Below are 21529 nucleotides of genomic sequence, written 5' to 3' on the forward strand. Positions count from 1 at the left end.
CTCAATTCCCCGTATGAGAGTTGGCGTCCGGCGACGGATCGCGTTCATCGAGCCGGACTCTGAACGAGGTCGCATAGAGCGCAGGCAGATAAAAGAGCGTCAGCACCGTCGCGCTCGTAATGCCACCCATTAGCGCGGTGGCCATCGGCCCGAAGAAGTTTGAGCGCAGCAGCGGAATCAGGGCGAGCACGGCCGCCGCCGCGGTTAGCGTGATCGGGCGGAAGCGCCGCACGGTCGCCCCGACGATCGCATCGAACCGGCGATGACCCGCGGCGATGTCCTGCTCGATCTGATCGACGAGAATCACGGAGTTGCGCATGATGATGCCGAACATGGCGATCACACCCAGCATCGCCACGAAGCCGAACGGCTTGCCGAAGATGAGCAGCGTCGCCACGACGCCGATCAAGCCCAGCGGCGCCGTCAAAACGACCATCAGCACGCGCGCGAAACTTTGCAGTTGAATCATCAGGAGCGTGAACACGGCGATTGCCATCAGCGGCATCTGCGCATTGATCGACGTTTGGCCTTTTGCGCTTTCTTCGACAGAGCCGCCCACTTCAATCCGGTATCCAAGCGGCAGCGACGCGCGGATCGGAGCGAGCGCGCGGTCGAGGTCGTGCGTCACGTCGATGCCTTGAGCGTTGCCGCGGACGTCGGCTTGCACGGTGATCGTCGGCTGGCGATCGCGCTCCCAGATCACGCCGTATTCGAGCGTGTTGCGCACATGTCCGAGCGAAGCGAGCGGCACGGGGCCGTGCGCCGTGGGCATCGCCAACCCCAGCAAGCGAGCGGGATCGACGCGCTCGTGTTTCGGCGCGCGCAGATCGACGCTGATGAGCTTGTCGCGCTCGCGAAACTGCGTGACGGTGTAGCCCGAGAGCGTCATCGCGAGGAAATTCGATACGTCCTGCGATGTGACGCCGAGCTGGCGCGCCTTGTTTTGATCGACTTCGAACGCCATCGAGCGCTCGGCCGGCTCATCCCAATCGAACTGCACGCCGCGCGTGCGAGCATCCGCCCGCATCTTCGCCGCCACTTTTTCGGAAATGGCGCGCACGGTGGCGATATCGTCGCCGCTCACGCGGAACTGGACGGGATATCCGACGGGCGGGCCGTTTTCGAGCCGCGAAAGGCGGGTGCGGACGCCCGAAAAGTCGTTTTCGAGCCGGGTGTCGAGCCAGCGCGCCAGCTTCTCGCGTTCCTCGACCGATTTCGCCGTGATCACGAACTGCGCGAAATTCGGTTGCTGCAGTTGCTGATCGAGCGGCAGATAGAAACGCGGCGCGCCGGTACCGACGAAGTCGACGAAATGATCGATTTCGGGGCGGCCGTCGAGCGTTTTCTCGAACCGCTGCGCTTGCTTGAGCGTGGCGTCGAACGAAGCGCCTTCGGGCAGACGCATGTCGACGAGCAGTTCGGGCCGGTCCGAACTCGGGAAGAACTGTTGTGGCACGAGCGAGAACGCGCCAAGCGACACGACGAAGAGCAGCACAGTCACGCCGAGCACGACGAAACGTCGCTGCACGCACCAGGTGATCCACACGGAGAGCCGGCGGTAAAAGCGCGTGTCGTAGATGTCATGCTCGTGGTCGTGGGCCTCGCCATGAGCACGCTTGCGCTCAGGCAGCAGGTGGTAGCCGAGCAAGGGAATCAGGACGACGGCTGCAAACCAGGATGCGATCAATGCGATGGCCGACACTTCGAAGATCGAGCGCGTGTACTCGCCCGTGCTCGATTTGGCGAGCGCGATCGGCAAGAAGCCCGACACCGTGACGAGCGTGCCCGTCAGCATCGGGAAGGCCGTGCTCGTATACGCGAACGCCGCGGCGCGCGTGCGCTTCCAGCCCTGTTCGAGCTTGACCGCCATCATTTCGACCGCAATGATCGCATCGTCGACGAGCAGCCCCAGTGCCAGCACGAGCGTGCCGAGCGACACTTTGTGCAGCCCGATGTCGAACATGTACATGACGAGCGCCGTTACCGCGAGCACGATCGGAATCGAGATCACGACCACCATGCCGGTGCGCAGCCCCAGCGAGATGAGGCTGACCACGAGGACGATCGCCACGGCTTCGCCGACCGCTTCGAGGAAGTCGTCGACGGAGTGAGCGACGGCTTTCGGCATGCTCGATACCTGCTCGAGCCTGAGGCCGGCAGGCAGATGCGCGCGCAGTTGCTCGCTCGTGGCATCGAGCGCCTTGCCAAGCCGAATGACGTCGCCGCCGGGCTGCATCGTCACGCCGATGCCGAGCACGGCATGCCCGTGATTGCGCATCTCGGTGACGGGCGGATCGTCGTATCCGCGTTTGATCGTGGCGATATCGCCGAGCCGCACGGTGCGCTGGCCGATTTCAATCAACGTATCGGCCAGCGCGCGCACGTCGTTGAACTGGCCGCTCGGACGCACGAACACGCGATCGTCCGCTGTCGTGACGGTGCCCGTCGAAGCAACGGCGTTCTGCGACGCGATCGCTTGCGCGAGTTGTTGCGGCGAGAGATTCAAACGCGTGAGCTGAGCGTTCGTGATTTCGACGTAGATGTGCTGGTCGGGATCGCCGAAGTAGTCGACCTTGGCCACCCCGGGCACGCGCAGCAATACCGTGCGCAGTTCGTCGGCATAGTCGTGCAACTGTGCCGGGGAAAACCCGTCGCCTTCGAGCGTGTAGACGTTCGTATAGACATCGCCGAATTCGTCGTTGAAGAAGGGACCCACGACCCCGGGCGGCAGCGTGGCCGAAATATCGCCGACCTTCTTGCGCACCTGGTACCAGGTTTCCGGCACGTTTTTGACGGGCGCGGAATCCTTCATCGTGAAGAAGATCATCGATTCGCCGGGCCGGGAGTAGCTGCGCTGGAAATCGATGAACGGCGTTTCCTGCAGCTTGCGCTCGATGCGATCGGTGACTTCTTCCTGCACTTGTCTCGCCGTCGCACCGGGCCATAGCGTGCGGATCACCATCACGCGAAACGTAAACGGCGGATCCTCCGATTGCGCGAGGCGCGTGTAGGCGAGGATGCCGGCCAGCGTCGCCAGCGCGATCAAAAAGACGACGAGTGCCTGATGCCGCAGTGCCCAGGCTGACAGGTTGAAGCGGCCTTCATCGTACGCGGCGGTGGGCGAATCGTGATGCGGGAGCGGCGTGTTGGCGGCGGACGATGGAGACGAAGCGGACGAAGCGGACGAAGCGGACGAAGCGGACGAAGCGGACGAAGCGGGGGAGTCGTAACGATCGCTGCCGCTCATGATGCGAAGTCCTCGGGGTGCAGCGGCGCGACGACGCGTACGTGTTCGCCTGCGCTTACCGTGTGCACACCTTGATAGACGACGCGGTCGCCGTCGTTCAGCCCCTGGGTCACGGAGAACGTCCGTTCGTCATAGCGGCCCACGCTCACGCGCCGCAGCTCGAGCGTGTCGGTACCGGAACGAACGACCCAGACAGCCGGCGAGGGACCGTCGTGGAACAACGCCGTAACGGGCAGCGTGAATGGATGCGCACCGAGGCGCGCCTGCACTTGGGCGAACGCGATTTGCGCCGTCATGCCCAGGCGCACGGCGGCGCTGGGCGCGGTCAGCGTCAGACGGACGCGATAGGTGCGGCTTTGGGGATCGGCGGCCGGGGCGACCTCGCGTACGCGGGCGACGAACCGCTGGCCCGGTACGGCCGGCAGCGTGACCTGCGCAACGCTGCCGACGCCGAGCGCGGTCAGCGCGCTTTCCGGAGCGTCGCAGACGACGTCGATGTCGCCGGCCCACGCCAGACCATACACGGCCTGACCCGCGGCGACGTTCTGCCCCGTATCCGCTTGCTCGGCCGTGATGACGCCAGCATGGTCGGCCACGAGCGCTGCATAAGCGAGCTGATTGCGCGCGAGCGACAGCTGCGCTTGGGCCGCATCGCGCTGCGCGCCGGCCGAGGCATAGGCGTCCTGCGTTTGTTCGAGCTGCGCGGGGGCGATCAGGTTTTCGTGCGCCTGGGCGCTATCGCGGTCGAGCTGCTGTTTCGCGTACACGAGCCGGTGCTGAGCGGCGTCGAGCTGGGCTTGCGCGTTTGCCAGATTCTTTTGCAGGTCGGCCGGATCCAGGCGGGCGATGACTTGACCCGCTTTGACGGTGTCGCCCAGGCGCACGTCGCGCTCGATGATCTTGCCGGCCACCCGAAACGAAAGAGGTGTGTAGTAGCGGGCCTCGATATCGCCGGGCAACGTGGCCTCGGGCGGCAAGCCGTCGGGATGGACGGCGACGGCGACGACAGCGCGGGGCGCCACGGCGGCGGGCGCGCGTTCGTGGCAGGCGCTCAGCGCGAGCGCGCCGCAAACCGCGAAGGCCACGCCGTATCGGCGCAGCGCGGAGCGGGCGCCGGGAAGTCGGAATGCGTGGAGCTGCACGCGCGCCTCGGGAGGCGCCTCAGGACCGGGACGTGTCACGATGACCCCAGAGAGAAGAACTGCGTCGAACCAGAGCAAGCACATATACAGGGCTTACCGCGCGGAGGGGCGCCACCTTATGGGAGGCTGCCTTGCCTTCTTTATTCAACTACGAGGGCGGATTCTAATACAGTTGTGTATTTGAATGCAAAGCTGAATGCAGCGTGGCGATAGTGCTAAACTTCGCGGCATGAAACGAAAACGCTTGACCCGGGAAGAGAGCAAGGAGCAGACGCGCTCGCGTCTGCTCGATGCTGCGCAAATCATTTTTATGAAGAAGGGCTACGCGGCCGCGAGTGTCGAAGACATCGCGGAGGCGGCTGGCTATACGCGCGGCGCCTTCTACTCGAACTTCCGAGGCAAGTCGGAACTGCTGATGGAGCTGCTGCTGCGCGACCACGCCCGGATGCAGGCGGATCTGCAGTCGATCATCGGCGAAACGGCGACGCCGGAGGCAATGCAGGCGCGTGCAGTCACGTTCTACAGTCAGTTCTTTCGCGAAGACGATTGCTTTCTGCTATGGGCCGAAGCGAAGTTGCTGGCGGCGCGCGACGCTAAGTTTCGCGCGCGCTTCAACGCGTTCTCACAGGAAAAGCGCGAATTTCTGACGGGCTACATCCGGATGTTTTCCGAGCGGATGGGAACGCCGCTGCCGCTGCCCGCCGAGGTCCTCGCGCTCGGGCTGATCGGCTTGTGCGACGGTGTCCATGCCGTGCGCATGTGCGATCCGCAGCACGTCACCGATGACCTCGTCGAAGGCGTGCTGGCCGGATTCTTCTCGCGGGTCATGTTCGGCGGCGCGAGTGGCCCCCAAGGCGCCTGAGCAGGCGAAAGGGCGCCTGAGCGCCGGTGCGGCAGGTCGCTGTCTCCGTGTCGCCGGAGAGCGTCAGGAGCTCAGGCCTGGCCCATAGTTGCTGCTGAGCAGGCGCGTCACCGAATCGACGTCGGCATAGTCCTGCTCGGGCAGACCGTCCAGGATGGCGAGCAATTCGTTGCTTGCGCCGGCTTCCCGTGCCGTCTCGACGATGTGATCCTTATTGACCGGATAATGCACGGCGTGCAGGACGTCCGCGATCTGCAAATCGATCGATTCGGTCGGCACGGATGCGGTGCCAGGCAACGCTGTATCGTCAGCCTTCGGCGCAACTCCGTCGGCTCCGCCCGCCGTGTTCGGCGCTCGCTTGTTGCGCGCCTTCATGTCCGCGCCTGCCGCTCGTGAGCGGCGAAATGATTCGCCAGTTCGTGCCGTTTGGGCAGCGTGATGCGCGTCCAGTGTCCGCGCACCGCGGTGGTGTCCGCTTTCACATCGGGGGCGGGCGGCGCGACGGGCGCAAGATTCGCGCGTGCCGACGCCAACGCGGCACGTGCTGTGACGCTGTCGAGCGAAGCCGTATGGATCGGTGCCGCAAAGCACGAAGCCGAGAGCAATGCCATAGTTGTCAATGTCGAGACTTTCATTGCTCGACCTCCTTCTCGATAGAGCACGCCGCCGACGGGTTCGGATCGATCAAGGTCCGCGTCGGCCGTCGCCGACACTCATCTCAGCATGCCTCGTGCCTGGCCTTCCTATCGGAGGTGATAGGGGCTAGCGCAGCACCTCGAAGCGCGTCCAGGGCCAGGATGGCCGGTCGCGCATATAACCGTTGAGCCAATTCCACTGCGGATGGCGTTTCATGAATGCCTGCGCGTCAAATGGCTTCCCGCACGGGTGACCCCAGCGCGCCCAAAAGGCAAGGTTGCGCGCCATCTCGCTGTCGACGACCTTACCGTCGTTCGCGCCCCAGGGATTGAACGGGCCGTGATCCGATGCGCCGAAGCGCGCGTCGTCGAGTTCCAGATGGCCGCAGATGGTGCGCGAGCACGGATTGTCGTCGCGGTCGAGGTAGACGTCGTGGTGGTCCGCAATCATTTGCCTCGCCAGCTCGAGATCGATCTTGCCGTGGTGCATTTCCGCGAGTTGCATGAACCGCAGCCGGCGCGCCCCGTTCTTGCGCACGTCGGTATAGTCCTCGCCTTCGCCGAGGCATTCCTGGTTGCGGATCTTCAGATCGGTGGCGGTGTTATAGCCGCTGTAGAAGCCGTCCTTCGTGCTTTCGAAACCGGAGTAGTGCAGACCAAGCTCATAGCGCGCGATCTCGCCCGTTTTCGTGTCGCCGAGCAGCCAGCTGTTGGCGTAGCCGCCGTTGTTCGACAGCGCGAACATCTCGCACCAATCGCCGATGCTGTTGGCGTACTGGCTGGCGCGGCGCGAACGGTAGAACTCCGGTGCGCCCGCGCTGTTGTAGCCGGCGAAGTTCGAGATCGTCGTCTCGGTGATCATGAGGCCGGCCGACGTCAACCAGAAGTCGGTCAGGCTGGAAATGCAGCCCGGCAGCCCTTGCATCAGGATGCGATGGCCCGAATCGGGCACGATATCGAACACGACGTTGAAAGCGTCGCCCGCGGCGTAACGGTCCCAGGAGTTGTGCGCCATGACAATGCGCCCGTCCAGCGTCGCGCTGCCCGTGGCGATGAACGCGCTGCAGTGATGTCCGCGCCGGCCGCGCCACGGTTTGGCTGCAAGATGCGGCTCGCGCGCGGCCACCTGCGCCGGCCACCAGCTCTGCAGCAGATCCATATAGCCGTTCCAGGCGAGCACCTCGTCGAACGGGAGCTTCGCGCCGTCGGCGATGCCCTGGATTTCGTCGGCGAACTCGGTGTCGAGCTTCGGCGAGAACTGCGAAACGGCCGCCTTGGTGAAAGTTTCGAAATCCTCCCCGGTGTCCCAGCGCGCCAGATATTTCGCCGTGTGAATCGCGTTGCGGATTTCGGCGGCGAGCAATTGGCCATGCTGTTCGCCGCGATCGTAGGGCTCGCCTTCGATATGCACAAAAATCCAACCGGCGTGGTCACGCCGCACGGCATCGAGAGACGGTTCGCTCATCTTCGCTCCGAATCGACTAATCGATCGAAAGGGCTGCGCTCGGCGCACCTGGGGGGCGCGCGGCAGGCTCGGCGGCCTGCTTTTCATTGTAGAAAATATGCGGCGCTTTGCCATTGGAGCAAGCGTGAGGGCTTGCCGCACCCGGGCGCGCGAGCCGGCCTGCCCGGCCCGTCACATAGCGGGATTCATCCGACGGTACGCGTCGAGCAACGAAGTTTTGTAGACGGCGCCGACGAGCGTCGGGTGCCCGGTGCTCGCGACGACGGGCAAGCGTTCGCCCTGGAAGGCAAGAAAGCGTTGCAACGCCACGCCGATCGGCATGTCGGGCGTCAGCACGGCGAATTCGGGCTGGAGATAGTCCGCCGCGGTGCGCGCGGAGGTGTCGCGCCGTTCGAGCAGATCCGAGGCGATGTCCTTCAAGGCGACCACGCCGCGGAAATAGTCCTCATCGTCGGTGACATAGAGGTACTTCACCGGGTATTCGAGAAACACGCGCGTCATGTCTTGCACGCTGGCGTCGAGGCGCACGACCGTGTCCGCGGGCCTGACGAGCTCGCTCACCTGCGCCGAGCGAAGCCGCACCCGCTCCTGCTCGTCGGCATGCCGGCGCAGCGTGATCTCATACATCGATGTCTTGTTGATCGCCCGCGCCACGAAATAGGCGACGACGCATGAAAGCATCAGCGGCAGCACCACCTGGTAGCTGAGCGTCATCTCGAAGATCATGAGGATTGCCATCAGCGGCGCTTGCGTTGCACCGGCCAGAAACGCCCCCATGCCGACCATCGCATAGGCGAATGCGCCCGACGTGCCGTGCGGCCACCACACGTGGACGAGCAAACCGAACAGCGAGCCGAGCGTCGCACCCACGAACAGCGTCGGCGTGAACACGCCGCCGACAGCGCCGGAGCCGACCGTGGCCGCCGTCGCCACGATCTTGCAAACGAGCACGACGACGAGCGCGGTCCAGGTCCACGGCGAGTGCAGAATCGCGTTGACGACGCTGTAGCCGTTGCCCCAGACCTCGGGCGTCCAGACCGAGATGATGCCGACGACGAGCCCGCCGAGGGCCAGCCGCACGGGTAACGGCAGCGGCAGGCGCTGAAAGCGCGCACGTGACGCTTCGATCAGATGCAGAAACTGCGGGGCAACGAAGCCGCACAGGAACCCCAGCGCGACGAACAGCAGCACCTCCGGGCCGGCGACCGCCGGAAATACGGGCATCTCGTACGGCGGCTTATAGCCCGAAAACTCGCGCATGATGATGTTGGCGACGACCGAGGAGACGACGACCGGCCCGAAGTTCTCCATCGCGATCGAGCCGAGCACGATCTCTGTGACGAAGAAGGCGCCCGCGATCGGCGCGCTGTACGCCGACGTGATCCCCGCGGCGGCGCCGCACGCGACGAGCAGGCGCAGGCGCGTCGGCTCGAAATGGACCCAGCGGCCGACGACCGAACCGGCCAGCGCCGCGAGCTGGACCATCGGCCCTTCGCGACCGATCGAGCCGCCGCAGCCGATCGTAAACAGCGACGAAACGCTGCGCCAGACGCTTTGCCAAACGGGCACGACCCCATCGCCGATCGAGATTGCCTCCATGTAGTCGGAGCTCGACTGCTTGTCGGCGCTGCGGCGCGCGATGATCAGAAAGCCGCCGGCGATCAGGCCGCCCGCCGCGGGCAGCCAGATTCGAATCGTCCAGGGCAGCGCATGCGCCATGGCGACGAAGCTGCCCGTTTGGCCCGTGAAGATCCATTGGATGACTTCGATCGCGTGCCGGAACGCGACCGTGGCGAAGGCGCCGAGGACGCCGACCACCACGGCCCAAACCAGCATCGTATGGGCCTCGGACAGGCGAAACAGCGATTGTGCGCGCGTGCGCAGGCGAAGCAGGAATGAAAGCACGGAAAAAACGTCGGCTTGTGGTTTGAGGGGACCAGGACGAGCGCAAGCATAGCATCGGCTCGGGTCGTCGCTCTCATCGTTAGCGCCTTCGGCCGATCGGCCGACCTGTGGTTCGAGCGGCTCAGCCATGCGTCATGGGGCCGGGACGTCGAGTTCTGCGTAATGCCGGAAAATGCCCGTTTCGTTGAACGGCAAGCGGCGCTCGGACGCCAGATAAGCGGCGATGTCAGGCCGTGCCGCGACTGCTGTGCGAAGCGCCGCGAGCCGGGGGTACTGCGCGGCGAAGCGCGCAGTCGCACGCGGAAAGGCGTAGTGAAGCCCTTCGATCAGTTGAAACATCGACAAGTCGACATAGGTGAGCGCTGCGCCGACGAGGTGGGCATCGCCGTGCGGATTTTGCGCGAGCACGCGTTCGAAGTAGTGCATGAATTTGGGCAGGCGGTGGGCGAGGAAATCGGTCGCACGCGCTTTGGCTGGCGCCTTTTGTTCCTCGTAGTACTGGCCGCTTGCGATCGGGTGATGCGTGTCGTGGACTTCGGTCACCATGTCGGCGATCGTCAGTTGCAGGCCATGCACGACGTAGCGCAAATCGCTGTCGGGCGAAAGGCCCAACCTGGGGCCCAGGTAGAGCAGGATGTTCGCCGTCTGGGAAATGATGAGGTCGCCATCCTTCAGGAACGGTGGCGCGAACGGAATGTGCGGCTCGGTCTTGCTGTTCAGCACGCTCGTCATGGCCGCCTGCCCCTGGCCAGATTTCTTGTGGCCGCGGGCGACATCGATGTAGGGCGCCTGCGCTTCTTCCAACGCGAGGCGCACGAATTCGCCCCGGCCTTGCAATCCGTCCCAGTAATAAAGTTCGTAAGCCATCTGCATCCTCCGGAAAGCGAATACGCGCCGAGCGGTGGTGGCCGCTCGGCGCGTCGCTTGTTAGCGGGCTACGTTACGTTACGTTAAGTGAACAGGCGCTCGACGCCCCACGTAATGGCGAGGCCGCCGACCATGAGCCAGACATAGAGCATAAATCCGGTCGCCAGCGCGCGGGGCCCGGCCTTACGCACTTGTGCGACGCGCGTCTCGATGCCGAGCGCCGTCATCGCCATCGTCAGCGCGAACGTGTCGAGCCCATTGACGGTTTGCGTCGCGGCCTGCGGCAGCACATGCAGCGAATTGACGAGCACGCACGCCAGAAAACCGAGCGCGAACCAAGGCACGGCGATTTTGCGCGTGGCATGCGACCGGTTGGATTCGCCGGCGGCCGGGACTGCAGCATTGCCGCGCGGCGAACGAGCAAGCCAAAGGCCGAGCACGAGCAGAACCGGAACGAGCAACATGACGCGCGTCATTTTGACGATGGTTGCGATGTGCGTCGCCTCGGGGCTCACGTTGCTGGCCGCGCCCACCACTTGGGCGACTTCATGGATCGTGCCGCCGAAGAAAAGCCCCACGCCGAGCGTATCGAGGTGCAGCCAGCCGGCGCGGTACAAGAGCGGGTAGAGGAACATCGACAACGTGCCGAACAGCACCACGCTGCCGACCGCAACGGCGCTTTTTTCGGGCTTCGACTGCAGCGTGGATTCGAACGCGAGCACGGCTGCCGCGCCGCAAATGGCGCTGCCCGCGGCATTGAGAATGGCCGTATCGCGGTCGAGCTTCATGACCTTCATGCCGAGCCACGTGCCGAGCACAAGCGTGCTGACGACGATGAGCACCGAGATGGTCAACCCGGGCAGGCCGACTTGCGCGATTTCCTGCAGGCTGACCCGCAACCCGAAAAAAGCCACGGCGATGCGCAACAGTTTGCGCGCCGAGAAGTTGACGCCGGCGGCCCAATGCGCGGGCATACCGACGCGCAGCGTGTTGCCGTAGAGCGCACCGGCAACGATGCCGACGATCAGCGGGCTGATGCCCAGACCCGCGATGGCGGGGAATGCCGCGAGCCGCGTGACCGCGGCGGCAAACAACGCGACGAAGAGAATGCCGTTGAGCTGGCCGTGAGAATCGGTCCGCGAGGTCGCCGCGGATAGCGTGTGGGTACTGGACATCGTATGGCTCTGTCTATGGGCGATTTCGATGAGCTAATCCTAGCTAACGTATAAGCTTATGAAAAATCGTCATTTGTGACGTAATATATCGGTCAAACCGATATTTAAACGCGTATGACCCCCGATCAACTGATAACCTTCGCGGCCGTTGCCGAGCAACTGAACATCAGTCATGCGGCGCTCGTCCTGCATCTGTCGCAGCCGGCGGTCTCGGGGCAACTGCGCCAATTGCAGGACGAGTTCGGCGAGCCGCTGTACCGGCGTGAGGGCCGCGGCGTGCGGCTGACGCCGTCGGGTGCGCAACTGGCCGAGTACGCGCAGAAGCTGCGTGAGACTTTTCGGCAGGCGCAGGGCTACCGCGACGCGCTTCGCGGCGTGGCCAGAGGCACGTTGCGCATTGCCGCGAGCACGACGATCGCCAGCTACGTGTTGCCATACCTGATCGCGGAGTTTCAGCGCCGGTTTCCGAACGTGGATATTCAAACGGCCGGCGGGAACACGGGCGATATCGTTGCGTCGCTCGGATCGCTCGATGTTGCGATGATCGAAGGCCCGGTCGGAACAGGGCTACCCGAAGGATGCGGGGTACGCGTCTGGCGAGAAGATGAAATCGTCGCGATCGTGCCGCGCGGTCACGCGCTCGCCGAACTGGCGGCGGCGCGAGGGGGCAGCCCCACGCTGGCGGACGTCGGCGTCCACCCGCTGGTCATGCGCGAAGAAGGCTCAGGCGTGCGGCAGTTCGTGGAGCAATCGTTCGAGGCGGCGGGCGTGGCGACGCGCGTCGCGCTCGCTGTGGCTGGCGTGGAAGGGGTGAAGGAAGCCGTGCGGGCGGGGATGGGCGTGGGCTTTGTCTCTGCGATGGCGATGCGCCACGAGGACGGCGCGCTCGCCCAGCTTTCGCTCGGCCCGAGCCCGCTGACACGCCACTTTTCGATTCTCGTGCCGCACGAGGGCGCGCCCTCACGCGTCGCTGCGGGGTTCCTGCAGCTGTGCGAGAGCGAGTTGGGCGTTGCGGCGCCGTAAGAGCCGATGTGGCCGAAGGTCTCGCTCGGGGCTGTGCCTCTCCCGCTGCGCTTGAGCGAGTTGGGGATTACCAGAATGGCGTAGGCGGGATGGCGAGGCGCAAGATCATCCACATCGAGCGGCGTCGCTCGTTTTTTTGGATTGCAATTGGAACCGGTTCCATTTCATCGCATATGACGGATTTGAACATCGGGCGGCCTCTGACGGAGGTGGCGCTCGTCGCAAGTGCATTCGGCGCGAGTGCTGTCCGCCGCCGCGGTCACGCAGCGTGGCTCGATGTGGTCGCACAGTCCGGCGCGGCCGGTTTCGAGGTGCGCCGGGAGTTGTTCGCGCATGACGCGGAAAACACGCCCGCAGCGCTCGGTGCGCTGCGCGCTGCGATCGACGCACGCGGCCTTTGGGCCGTCTATTCCACGCCAACCGATTTGTATTGCGCGGACGGCGCGCTGAACGCGGCTGAACTGGCCGCGGCGCACGCCGAGGCCGACGCGCTGGGCGCGCGTTGGGTCAAGCTCCAATTGGGCGGATTCGTCGACCGAGCCGACGCTGCCGCAATCGCGGCTGTCACTGCAGGCCGCCGCGCCCGACTCGTCGTTGAAAACGGGCAGGATGCGCGTGACGGCGCCATTGAGCGCTTCGTTGCTTTTTTCGCCGCGCTCGAACGCGAAGGCGGCCGCAATCTGCTGGGCATGACCTTCGACATCGGCAATTGGCAATGGGCGGGCGAGGCGCCGATCGACGCGGCCCGTGCCTTGGCCAGGCATGTCGAGTACGTTCATTGCAAGGCCTCGGAAGGCGAGGGTGCGCGCCGGTTCCCGATCGCCCCTACGGAGAGCGATCCGCTGTTTCCATCCGTGTTTGCCATACTGCCGCGCACCGCGCCGCGCGGCATCGAGTTTCCGCTCGATCAGCAGGCGCTGGCCGACGACGCCCGCCGGCGAGCCGCGTGGCTCGCTGCCATGTGAAGCCGGTCGAGTCCCTTTGTTACTCAGCAAGCGGCAAGCCGTGCCGTTGCTTTTGAATGAGGAGCCATCGATGTCTATTCCGCTCGACGTTTTGACTTACGGCGAAGCCATGGCACTGTTCGTTGCAGACGAAACCGGGCCGCTCGAAACCGTCGGGCATTTCACGAAACGGATTGCGGGTGCGGATCTGAACGTCGCGATCGGCCTCGCGCGGCTTGGCTTCGGCGTGGGCTATGTCAGCCGCGTCGGCGCCGACTCGTTCGGGCGCTATGTCGTCGATACGCTCGCGCGCGAAGGCATCGATGCGAGCCACGTGAGCGTCGACCCACGCTATCCGACCGGCTTCCAAATGAAAGGCAAACAGACCGATGGCCGCGACCCCGCCATCGAATACTTCCGCAAAGGATCTGCTGCCAGCCATCTTTCGCTGGACGATTTCGATGCGGAATATGTCGCGGCCGCGCGTCACCTGCATCTGACGGGTGTGGCGCCCGCGATCTCGGCCACCTCGCGGGAATTGGCGTTCCGTTTGGCGGAGTCGATGCGCGCGGCGGGCAAGACGATTTCGTTCGATCCGAATCTGCGACCCACGCTGTGGCCCTCTCGCGAGACCATGGCCGCGACGCTCAACGCACTCGCGGCACTCTCGGACTGGGTGCTGCCAGGGCTCGACGAAGGGATTGCGCTCACCGGTTACGACACGCCGGAGGACGTCGCCCGGTTCTATCTCGATCACGGCGCGCGCGGCGTGATCGTCAAGCTCGGTGCTCAGGGGGCGTATTTCCGCACGGCGGATAGCGCGGGTTATGTCGCCGCGCAACCCGTCGCCGAAGTCGTAGATACGGTCGGCGCGGGCGATGGCTTCGCCGTCGGCGTCGTCAGCGCCTTGCTCGAGGGCCGCGATCTGCCGACGGCCGTTGCGCGCGGCAATCGCATCGGCGCGCTCGCCATCCAGGTAATAGGCGATTCGGAAGGGCTGCCCACGCGCACAGAACTCGACCGCCTCGAATCATCCGCTGCACTCATCTGACCCGCATCCATACGGCATAAGGAGGAGACAACCATGCCCACGACGCTTTCGACCCGACGTTGGTGGACGATCATGCCGATCGTCTTCATCACGTACAGCCTTGCCTACCTCGATCGCGCGAACTTCGGCTTTGCCTCGGCGGCCGGCATCAACAAGGATCTCGGCATCAGCCCGGGACTGTCATCGCTGATCGGCGCGCTGTTTTTCCTCGGCTACTTTTTCTTTCAGATACCGGGCGCCGTCTATGCCGAACGGCGCAGCGTGCGCCGGCTCGTTTTCGTGAGCCTCATCCTCTGGGGCGGGTGCGCCGCGCTCACGGGCATGGTCAGCAACATCGCCTCGTTGATCGCGATCCGGTTTTTGCTGGGAGTGGTCGAGGCGGCCGTCATGCCCGCCATGCTGATCTTCATCTGCAACTGGTTTACGAAGAGCGAGCGCTCGCGTGCCAACACCTTCCTGATTCTCGGCAACCCCGTCACGGTGCTGTGGATGTCGGTCGTTTCCGGCTATCTCGTGCATTCGTACGGTTGGCGCAACATGTTCGTCGCGGAAGGCGTGCCGGCCATCGTCTGGGCCGTCTGCTGGTGGTTCGCCGCGCGCGACAAACCGAGCGAGGTAGCGTGGCTCGCGGCCGATGAGAAGAAAGCGCTGGCAACCACGCTCGCGGCCGAGCAAGCGGCCATCAAGCCGATGCGCAACTATGCGGAAGCGTTCCGCTCGCCGGCTGTCGTCAAACTGTGTGCGCAGTATTTTTGCTGGAGCATCGGCGTCTACGGCTTCGTGCTTTGGCTGCCGTCGATCTTGAAGAACGGCTCGACGCTCGGCATGGTTGCGACGGGATGGCTGTCGGCACTGCCTTACCTGATGGCGACGATTGCCATGCTGGCGGCCTCCTGGGCGTCCGACAAACTCAATACGCGTAAGGCGTTCGTGTGGCCGTTCCTGCTGGTGGGCGCGGCCGCGTTTGCCGGCTCGTTTGCGCTGGGCTCGACGCATTTCTGGTGGTCCTATGCGTTGCTCGTGATCGCCGGCGCCGCGATGTACGCGCCGTATGGTCCGTTTTTCGCGATCGTGCCGGAACTGCTGCCGAGGAATGTCGCTGGCGGCGCAATGGCGCTCATCAACAGCATGGGCGCGCTGGGCTCGTTCGTCGGTTCTTATGTCGTCGGCTATCTGAACGGCACAACCGGTTCGCCGGCCGCGTCGTACGCGTTCATGAGCGCGGCGCTTGTTGCCGCGGTACTGCTGACGCTCGCGGTCAAGGCGCAAAATGTCAGCGACGCTGTGCCGGCGGGCGCACGCGCCCATGCACACGGGAAGTGAAGGCAATGACGCTCAAAATCGTCGCGTACAAGGCTTTGCCATCAGATGTGCTCGACTATCTGCGCGAGCACGCTGAGGTCGTCGTTCTGGATTCGGCCGCGGGCCGCGCGCATGAGGGGCTGGCCGGGGGGCTCTCCGAGGCGCTCGGCGCTGCGCTGCGCGAGGCCGACGGCGCCATCGGTGCCAGCGTCAAGGTCACGCCGGCCATGATCGACGGGGCGACGCGCCTTAAGGCGATTTCGACGATTTCGGTCGGCGTCGATAACTTCGATCTCGACGATCTGACGCGCCGCGGCATCGTGCTGGCCCATACGCCCGACGTGCTGACGGAATCGACGGCCGACACGGTGTTTGCGCTCGTGCTGACGACCGCGCGGCGCGTGGTCGAGCTGGCGCAATGGGTCAAGGCAGGGCAGTGGCGCGGCAGCATCGGGCCCGACCAGTATGGCGTCGACGTCCACGGCAAGACGATCGGCATCGTCGGGCTCGGCTGCATCGGCGGTGCGCTCGCGCGGCGCGCGGCGCTCGGTTTCAGCATGCGCGTGCTTTATACGAACCGGCATCCGAACGAAGCCGCCGAGCGTGCCTACGGTGCGCGACGCGTCGAACTGGACGAACTGCTGGCGCAGTCCGATTTCGTCTGCTTGCAGACGCCGCTCACGCCGCAGACGCGCCACCTGATCGGCGCGGCGCAGTTGCGCGCGATGAAGCGCAGCGCGGTTCTGATCAACGCCTCGCGAGGGCCGATTGTCGACGAGGCCGCGTTGATCGCGGCGCTGGCCGACGGCACGATCGCCGGGGCGGGTTTGGACGTATTCGAACGCGAACCGCTGGCGCTCGATTCACCGCTGCTCGCCATGCGCAATGTCGTAGCCCTTCCGCACATTGGCTCCGCCACCCACGAGACACGTCATGCGATGGCGCGCTGCGCGGCGGAAAATCTCGTAGCCGCATTGGCGGGAAAGCTGAATCGCAATGTCGCGAACCCCGAAGTTCTGACGCGTTAGCGGCATGCGTACCGGCTAGAATTGCTGCACTGCGGGCCCTGAGCAGATGCACGAGTGGAATGGCGTATCGGCCTGCGCTATGATGCCCCCACTGGAAAATTCGTAAAGCGCGCCCCGGCGCGCTTTTGTCTATGCGTCGAGCCGCAGCGGGCCGCGGCAGGTCGTTTTCGAAGGAGATTTTCTTTGATTCAAGCAGCTTACGTCACGCGCGCGCCGCGTGCCGCCGCGCGATGAGTGTCGGCCCCATGAGCCCTGTGCGTCGCGCAACGATCAGCGATGTCGCGCGAGAGGCCGGTACGGGTAAAACGAGCGTTTCGCGCTATTTGAATGGCGAAACGAGCGTCCTGTCGGCCGATTTGCGCTCGCGCATCGAAGCGGCGATCAAGCGGCTCGACTACCGGCCGAACCAGATGGCTCGTGGGCTGAAGCGGGGCCGCAATCGGCTGATCGGGCTGCTCGTCGCCGATCTGACGAACCCTTACACCGTCGGCGTCGCGCGCGGAGTGGAGGCTGCCTGTCACGCGCTCGGGTTGATGCCGCTCGTGTGCAACGCAGCCAACGAAGTCGAGATGGAGCGGCGCTACCTGCAACTGATGACGACCTATCGCGTCGAAGGCGTGATCGTCAATGCGCTCGGCGTCAAGGAAGAGACGCTGCAGCCCCTCGGCGAAGGCGGCACGCCGGCCGTGCTCGTGGACCGATCGATCGAAGGGCTCGCCGCCGACATGGTCGGGCTCGACAACGCCGAGGCCGTGAAACTCGGCATGCACCACCTGATCGAACATGGCTTTCGCGACATCCGCTTCATCGTCCAACCGTACGAGCGCATCAGTTCGCGGCGCTGGCGGGAGGCCGCGTTCAGGGCGGCGCTCGAAGAGGCACGCAGCACGCAGACGGGCCAGGGCGAGGTCGGGCCCGCGCTGCAAGGCGAGACGGTCGTGCTCGATTTGAGCGATGCCGAGGCGCTCGCTCGCACCCACGAGGCGCTCGATCGCCACCTGGAAGAAGCATCGAAGCAGGGTGGCAGGCGTGTCGCATACTTCGCCGCGAACGGACCCGTCGCGCTTTCGCTGGCGTTGCATTTGCACGCACGCTACGGCGCCGACTGGCAGGAGCGTGTCGCACTGATGTCGATCGACGACTCCGAATGGGCGGAGCTTATCGGGGTGACGGCGATCCGGCAGCCGACCTATGCCATCGGTTATCGTGCCGTAGAGTTCCTGCACGAGCGCATCGAAGGGGATGTAGAGCCTGCGCGAGAAGCGATGCTGCCCGGCGAACTCGTCGTGCGCCGCTCGACGGTATGGCGTGACGAGAATTGATGTGCAGGCTGCACCGAACGCCGCCCAGGCGGGACCGGGCGCAGCCTTTTCGAACCAAGCGAACCAAGCGAACCCGGTACCCCGCCACACGATGGAATCTTATCGATTCGAATGCCCAAGTGCCGACATCGAGACGCTCGCCCGTGTCGTAAGCGATCTCTTCCCCGAGCAAACGGTGTTCGCCGAGCGAACCGGCGAGGCCGGCACGCCTCAACTGTCGATCCAGTGGGTGGCGATGCGATTCGGCGCGACGGCGCGTCGCATGACGCTGGCCGTTGATTTCCCGGCACCGGTGTTTGCGCGCTACCGAGCCCTGCCGCCGCGCCTGCGAGCCCGCAGCTATGCCGTGCTTCGCGCCTATGTGGAGGCCGCGCTCGGGTCGCTCGAGGAGCAATACGCGGCCGGCGAGGCGGTTCCGCGTGAAGTCACGATCGAACCCGGTGACGAATTCGCCTGAGGCGTAGCACGCAGGCGGCGCCCGGTAGGCGTTGGCGTAGGGCGAGCCGTTGGCTCGGGCGCGCGTCGAGTGCTTCTGCGCCAAGCCTTCAACGGGGATCGGCAGCGCGATACACCTGGGCGAAGCGATCGGCGCGCACGATACCGTAATCACCGGGCGAGTACTGCAACACCCAATCGCCGGCCACGCCGGTCAGCACGTCGCCGGCCGCGCGCCGTGCGATCGAGAACGGTTCGTCCATGCGTTTGGCGAGGACGACGGCAGGGCGATTCCTGTAGCGTCCCGGTGCGCCGGGCGTGAGCGTCGCCTCGGCCGGAACATATTTCGCGTCGAAGCGCGTGCGCTCGACCACCCACCTTGCGCCGCCGGTGCCCGTGATCAACGCATCGCCGCGGTCGTATCGGTTTGCCCCTTCGAGGCTCATCAGTTCGCCGCCAGCCGGGGCGAATTCGACGAGGACGACTTCGTCCTTCACATATCGCCCCGCGGCAGGATCGTCGCGCAGGTCGATGTCTTTCAATTCGATCATGGGAAAGTAAGCCCAACCTCAAGAAGGCGTGAGCGTAGCGGGAAACCGCGAGACGCGCACGCCTTTCGCGTGGCTGAGGGGCAATCGTCCGAAGAAAAATGCCGCCGGACGCCGTCGGCTACGGCTTGGCGGCTGCGCCGGGCTTGGCGCTGCGAGCGCCGCGGTCATGCTGGCGGAACGTCGTATCGGCGAGCTTTTTCTGCTCGGGCGACATGCTGTCATAAAGCGGCTCGAACGCATCGACGAGTTGCTTCATGTCGTCCGCGTGCGCCTGCGCGAGCAACGCGTACTGTTTCATGTTGTCGAGCGCCGATTGCGTGGGCTCGGCTTGCGCGCGCTGTCGGTAGAGCCGGCCCATGTTTTGACCGTTCGCGCGCATCACTTCGGCAAACGTCTTCCACTGCGGCTCTTGCGCGGGCGTAATTTTCAACTGTTTATGCAGATAGGCGATCCGCTCTTCGACGCGCGCTTCGCGCTTGGCCGCAGGCGCAACGGGCGCGGCACCGGCCGATGCACCGGCCGAGGCACTCGCGGGCATGGCTGCCGAGGCTTTCGGCGCTGCCCCTTGCGCGAGCACACCCATCGAACCGAGTGCTCCGCCCGTCGCAAGCGCGAGCGCGAGAATGATCATCGTTCGTTTCATCGAAACTCCTGCAGTCGTGTGGATCAAGCCGGAACCGGCGTACGAGCGCCGGTTCTTCGAACCGGTCATGCTTGCGGCATGGGCGCCGGCCTGGCGCTAGTTGTACCACTGCCCGACTTCGATGTCCGGCGGGAGAGACACACGCTTACATTTGAAACGTATTCGAAGTGGCGTAGACGTTCCATGACGGGCCGACGCCCGTGTTTCAACTGTATTAAAGTGGCGTTTTCGCAAGCATGACGGGGAATAGGGATGATGCGTGTTCTGGTTGTGGGAGCTGGCGCCGTGGGCGGCTATTTCGGCGGACGCATGGCGTTGGCCGGGCAGGATGTGACGTTTCTCGTGCGCGAGGGGCGCGCCAAAGAGCTCGCCGCGAACGGCCTCGTCATCAAGAGTCCGCGCGGCGAAGCGAAGCTGTCGAGCGTGAAGACCGTGCTGACCTCGCAAATCGACGAACCCTACGATCTCGTGCTGCTCAGCTGCAAGGCCTATGACCTCGATGGCGCAATGGACGCGTTCGCGCCAGCCGTGGGGGCGTCGACGACCATCCTGCCGTTGCTGAACGGCATGTGCCATCTGGACCGGCTCGGCGAGCGTTTCGGCCGCAAGAGCGTGCTGGGTGGTGTTTGCCTGATCGCCGCGACGCTTGATGCGACGCGCGCGATCGTTCAAATGACCGATATGCACGCGATCGTTTTTGGCGAACTCGATGGCGTACATAGCGCGCGTGTAGACGCGATTGCCGCGGCTTTGCGTGCCGGCGGGTTCGATGTCGACGCAACCGACGCGATCGTGCAGCAAATGTGGGAGAAGTGGGTTTTCCTCGCGACGCTGGCCGGTGCCACGTGTTTGTTTCGTGCGAGCATCGGCAACATCGTCAGCGTACCCGGTGGAGAAGCGGCGTTGCGTGCTCTGTTCGACGAGTGCGGCGCAGTGGCTGCCTCGCACGGCCATGCCATGCGGGCACCCTTCGCCGAGCGTTCACGTGCGATGCTCTTCGCGCCTGGCTCGGCGTTGACGGCATCGATGCTGCGTGACATCGAAAACGGTCTGCGCACCGAGGGCGATCACGTGCTGGGCGATCTGCTGGCCAGACGCCTGCCTTCACCCTCGTCTTCGTCTTCGTCTTCGCCTTCGCCTTCGCCTTCGCTGCTCGAGCTGGCCTACGCACACGTCAAGGCGTACGAAGTGCGCCATGGGCGATAATGCGCCGCTTCTTTTCACTCCCGCCGCTTAACCGATGAGACCTCCGCGCCTCGATCAGCTCGACGAGCTTGATCGCAACCTCGTGACGCTTTTGCAAACGAATGCGCGCGAGAGCGTCGCGAGTCTCGCGCGCCAGCTCGGCGTCGCGCGCACCACGGTGCTCGCACGCATCGAACGCCTCGAGCGCATGCAGGTCATCGCCGGGTATGGCGTTCGGTTGGGGCAGGATGTGCTCGACGCGAGCATCAACGCATACGTTGGCATCATCCTCGCGCCGAAGTTCGGTCCGAGCGCCCTCAAGCGGCTCGAAAAGATGCCCGAAGTGCAACTGCTCTGCGCGGTCAGTGGCGAATACGACTACGTCGCCTGGCTGCGCGCCGCATCGCCCGACCGTCTCAACGAACTGCTCGATCAGATCGGTGCCCTCGAAGGCGTCGAGCGCACGACCACCTCGATCATCCTCGCGCGCAAGATCGATCGCACATCGTTCGGCGGCTGAGCACGCCACGGCTGTCGGGGACGCTTCGATAGGTCCCGACCGCCTCATTCGAGCTCAATTCGACGAATCGTATCGTTCAATCGACGTTTCGTCGAAAACTCGCGTCGAATCGCAGCACTTTGCGCCTGTTTTCTGTTTTTGCGCTTCTCTACACTGTTTCGAATTCGGTAGCGCCCGTAAGGCTTTGCGCGCTGCACAGCTTTTGACACAAGAACTCGAAACATAAA

General features: G+C 64.6%; 20 protein-coding genes. 10 read left to right on the forward strand and 10 right to left on the reverse strand.

Annotation, left to right across the window (positions count from 1 at the left end; all coding sequences use genetic code 11):
- Position 1: 1 nt before the first annotated feature.
- Together C0Z19_RS02915 and C0Z19_RS02920 are read right to left on the reverse strand one after the other, a co-directional pair.
- Positions 2-3247: an efflux RND transporter permease subunit gene (locus C0Z19_RS02915; protein WP_199180747.1), complete on the reverse strand. Its 3246-nt coding sequence runs from the start codon at positions 3245-3247 to the stop codon at positions 2-4.
- Complete coding sequence (locus C0Z19_RS02920; RefSeq protein WP_425330251.1) at positions 3244-4428, reverse strand: efflux RND transporter periplasmic adaptor subunit; 1185 nt, start codon at positions 4426-4428, stop codon at positions 3244-3246. Before C0Z19_RS02920 ends, C0Z19_RS02915 begins: the two co-directional genes overlap by 4 nt.
- 190 nt (positions 4429-4618) lie before the next feature.
- Here C0Z19_RS02920 and C0Z19_RS02925 point away from each other — a divergent pair, with 190 nt between their 5' ends.
- Positions 4619-5251 (forward strand): TetR/AcrR family transcriptional regulator, encoded by a 633-nt coding sequence (locus tag C0Z19_RS02925; RefSeq protein WP_102608507.1) that lies wholly within the window; start codon positions 4619-4621, stop codon positions 5249-5251.
- 63 nt (positions 5252-5314) lie between these two features.
- Here the strand turns inward: C0Z19_RS02925 and C0Z19_RS02930 are convergent, their stop codons facing one another.
- The 6 genes from C0Z19_RS02930 to C0Z19_RS02955 form a co-directional block, all read right to left on the reverse strand.
- Positions 5315-5548 (reverse strand): DUF2795 domain-containing protein, encoded by a 234-nt coding sequence (locus C0Z19_RS02930; protein WP_233195987.1) that lies wholly within the window; start codon positions 5546-5548, stop codon positions 5315-5317.
- Positions 5549-5622: 74 nt separating this feature from the next.
- The gene (locus C0Z19_RS02935; protein ID WP_102608301.1) at positions 5623-5886 is read right to left on the reverse strand and encodes a hypothetical protein; all 264 of its coding nucleotides are present in this window, start codon (positions 5884-5886) and stop codon (positions 5623-5625) included.
- Between the two features lie 127 nt (positions 5887-6013).
- Positions 6014-7351 (reverse strand): C45 family autoproteolytic acyltransferase/hydrolase, encoded by a 1338-nt coding sequence (locus C0Z19_RS02940; RefSeq protein WP_102608302.1) that lies wholly within the window; start codon positions 7349-7351, stop codon positions 6014-6016.
- A gap of 171 nt (positions 7352-7522) precedes the next feature.
- Positions 7523-9256 (reverse strand): ClcB-like voltage-gated chloride channel protein, encoded by a 1734-nt coding sequence (locus C0Z19_RS02945; protein ID WP_102608508.1) that lies wholly within the window; start codon positions 9254-9256, stop codon positions 7523-7525.
- Between the two features lie 132 nt (positions 9257-9388).
- The gene (locus C0Z19_RS02950) at positions 9389-10123 is read right to left on the reverse strand and encodes a glutathione S-transferase (RefSeq protein WP_102608509.1); all 735 of its coding nucleotides are present in this window, start codon (positions 10121-10123) and stop codon (positions 9389-9391) included.
- Positions 10124-10206: 83 nt separating this feature from the next.
- Positions 10207-11298 carry a YeiH family protein gene (locus C0Z19_RS02955; RefSeq protein ID WP_102608303.1) on the reverse strand — a complete coding sequence of 364 codons (1092 nt, stop codon included), beginning with the start codon at positions 11296-11298 and terminating at the stop codon, positions 10207-10209.
- Between the two features lie 114 nt (positions 11299-11412).
- Between C0Z19_RS02955 and C0Z19_RS02960 the strand changes: the two genes are divergently transcribed.
- The 7 genes from C0Z19_RS02960 to C0Z19_RS02990 all read left to right on the forward strand — a co-directional run bounded on the left by C0Z19_RS02960 (position 11413) and on the right by C0Z19_RS02990 (position 18425).
- Entirely contained in the window at positions 11413-12321 is a 909-nt protein-coding gene (locus C0Z19_RS02960; protein ID WP_102608304.1) for a LysR substrate-binding domain-containing protein, read from the forward strand.
- Positions 12322-12521: 200 nt separating this feature from the next.
- The gene (locus C0Z19_RS02965; protein WP_102608510.1) at positions 12522-13286 is read left to right on the forward strand and encodes a TIM barrel protein; all 765 of its coding nucleotides are present in this window, start codon (positions 12522-12524) and stop codon (positions 13284-13286) included.
- 70 nt (positions 13287-13356) lie between these two features.
- Entirely contained in the window at positions 13357-14316 is a 960-nt protein-coding gene (locus C0Z19_RS02970; protein WP_102608305.1) for a sugar kinase, read from the forward strand.
- A gap of 33 nt (positions 14317-14349) precedes the next feature.
- The gene (locus C0Z19_RS02975) at positions 14350-15639 is read left to right on the forward strand and encodes an MFS transporter (protein ID WP_102608306.1); all 1290 of its coding nucleotides are present in this window, start codon (positions 14350-14352) and stop codon (positions 15637-15639) included.
- Positions 15640-15644: 5 nt separating this feature from the next.
- Complete coding sequence (locus C0Z19_RS02980) at positions 15645-16646, forward strand: NAD(P)-dependent oxidoreductase (RefSeq protein ID WP_102608307.1); 1002 nt, start codon at positions 15645-15647, stop codon at positions 16644-16646.
- 230 nt (positions 16647-16876) lie between these two features.
- Complete coding sequence (locus C0Z19_RS02985; RefSeq protein ID WP_102608511.1) at positions 16877-17968, forward strand: LacI family DNA-binding transcriptional regulator; 1092 nt, start codon at positions 16877-16879, stop codon at positions 17966-17968.
- Between the two features lie 91 nt (positions 17969-18059).
- Complete coding sequence (locus C0Z19_RS02990) at positions 18060-18425, forward strand: DUF3022 domain-containing protein (RefSeq protein WP_102608512.1); 366 nt, start codon at positions 18060-18062, stop codon at positions 18423-18425.
- Between the two features lie 88 nt (positions 18426-18513).
- Here C0Z19_RS02990 and C0Z19_RS02995 read toward each other — a convergent pair whose 3' ends face one another.
- Positions 18514-18954: a PGDYG domain-containing protein gene (locus C0Z19_RS02995; RefSeq protein WP_102608308.1), complete on the reverse strand. Its 441-nt coding sequence runs from the start codon at positions 18952-18954 to the stop codon at positions 18514-18516.
- Positions 18955-19072: 118 nt separating this feature from the next.
- Positions 19073-19597 (reverse strand): Spy/CpxP family protein refolding chaperone, encoded by a 525-nt coding sequence (locus C0Z19_RS03000; RefSeq protein ID WP_102608309.1) that lies wholly within the window; start codon positions 19595-19597, stop codon positions 19073-19075.
- Positions 19598-19852: 255 nt separating this feature from the next.
- On the opposite strand from C0Z19_RS03000, the gene panE reads away from it, so the two are divergent.
- Complete coding sequence (gene panE / locus C0Z19_RS03005) at positions 19853-20803, forward strand: 2-dehydropantoate 2-reductase (protein ID WP_102608513.1); 951 nt, start codon at positions 19853-19855, stop codon at positions 20801-20803.
- A gap of 34 nt (positions 20804-20837) precedes the next feature.
- Positions 20838-21302 (forward strand): Lrp/AsnC family transcriptional regulator, encoded by a 465-nt coding sequence (locus C0Z19_RS03010; protein ID WP_102608310.1) that lies wholly within the window; start codon positions 20838-20840, stop codon positions 21300-21302.
- The last annotated feature ends 227 nt before the right edge of the window (positions 21303-21529 follow it).

Origin of the sequence: Trinickia soli (assembly GCF_002879855.1) — a bacterium.
Lineage (GTDB): Bacteria > Pseudomonadota > Gammaproteobacteria > Burkholderiales > Burkholderiaceae > Trinickia > Trinickia soli.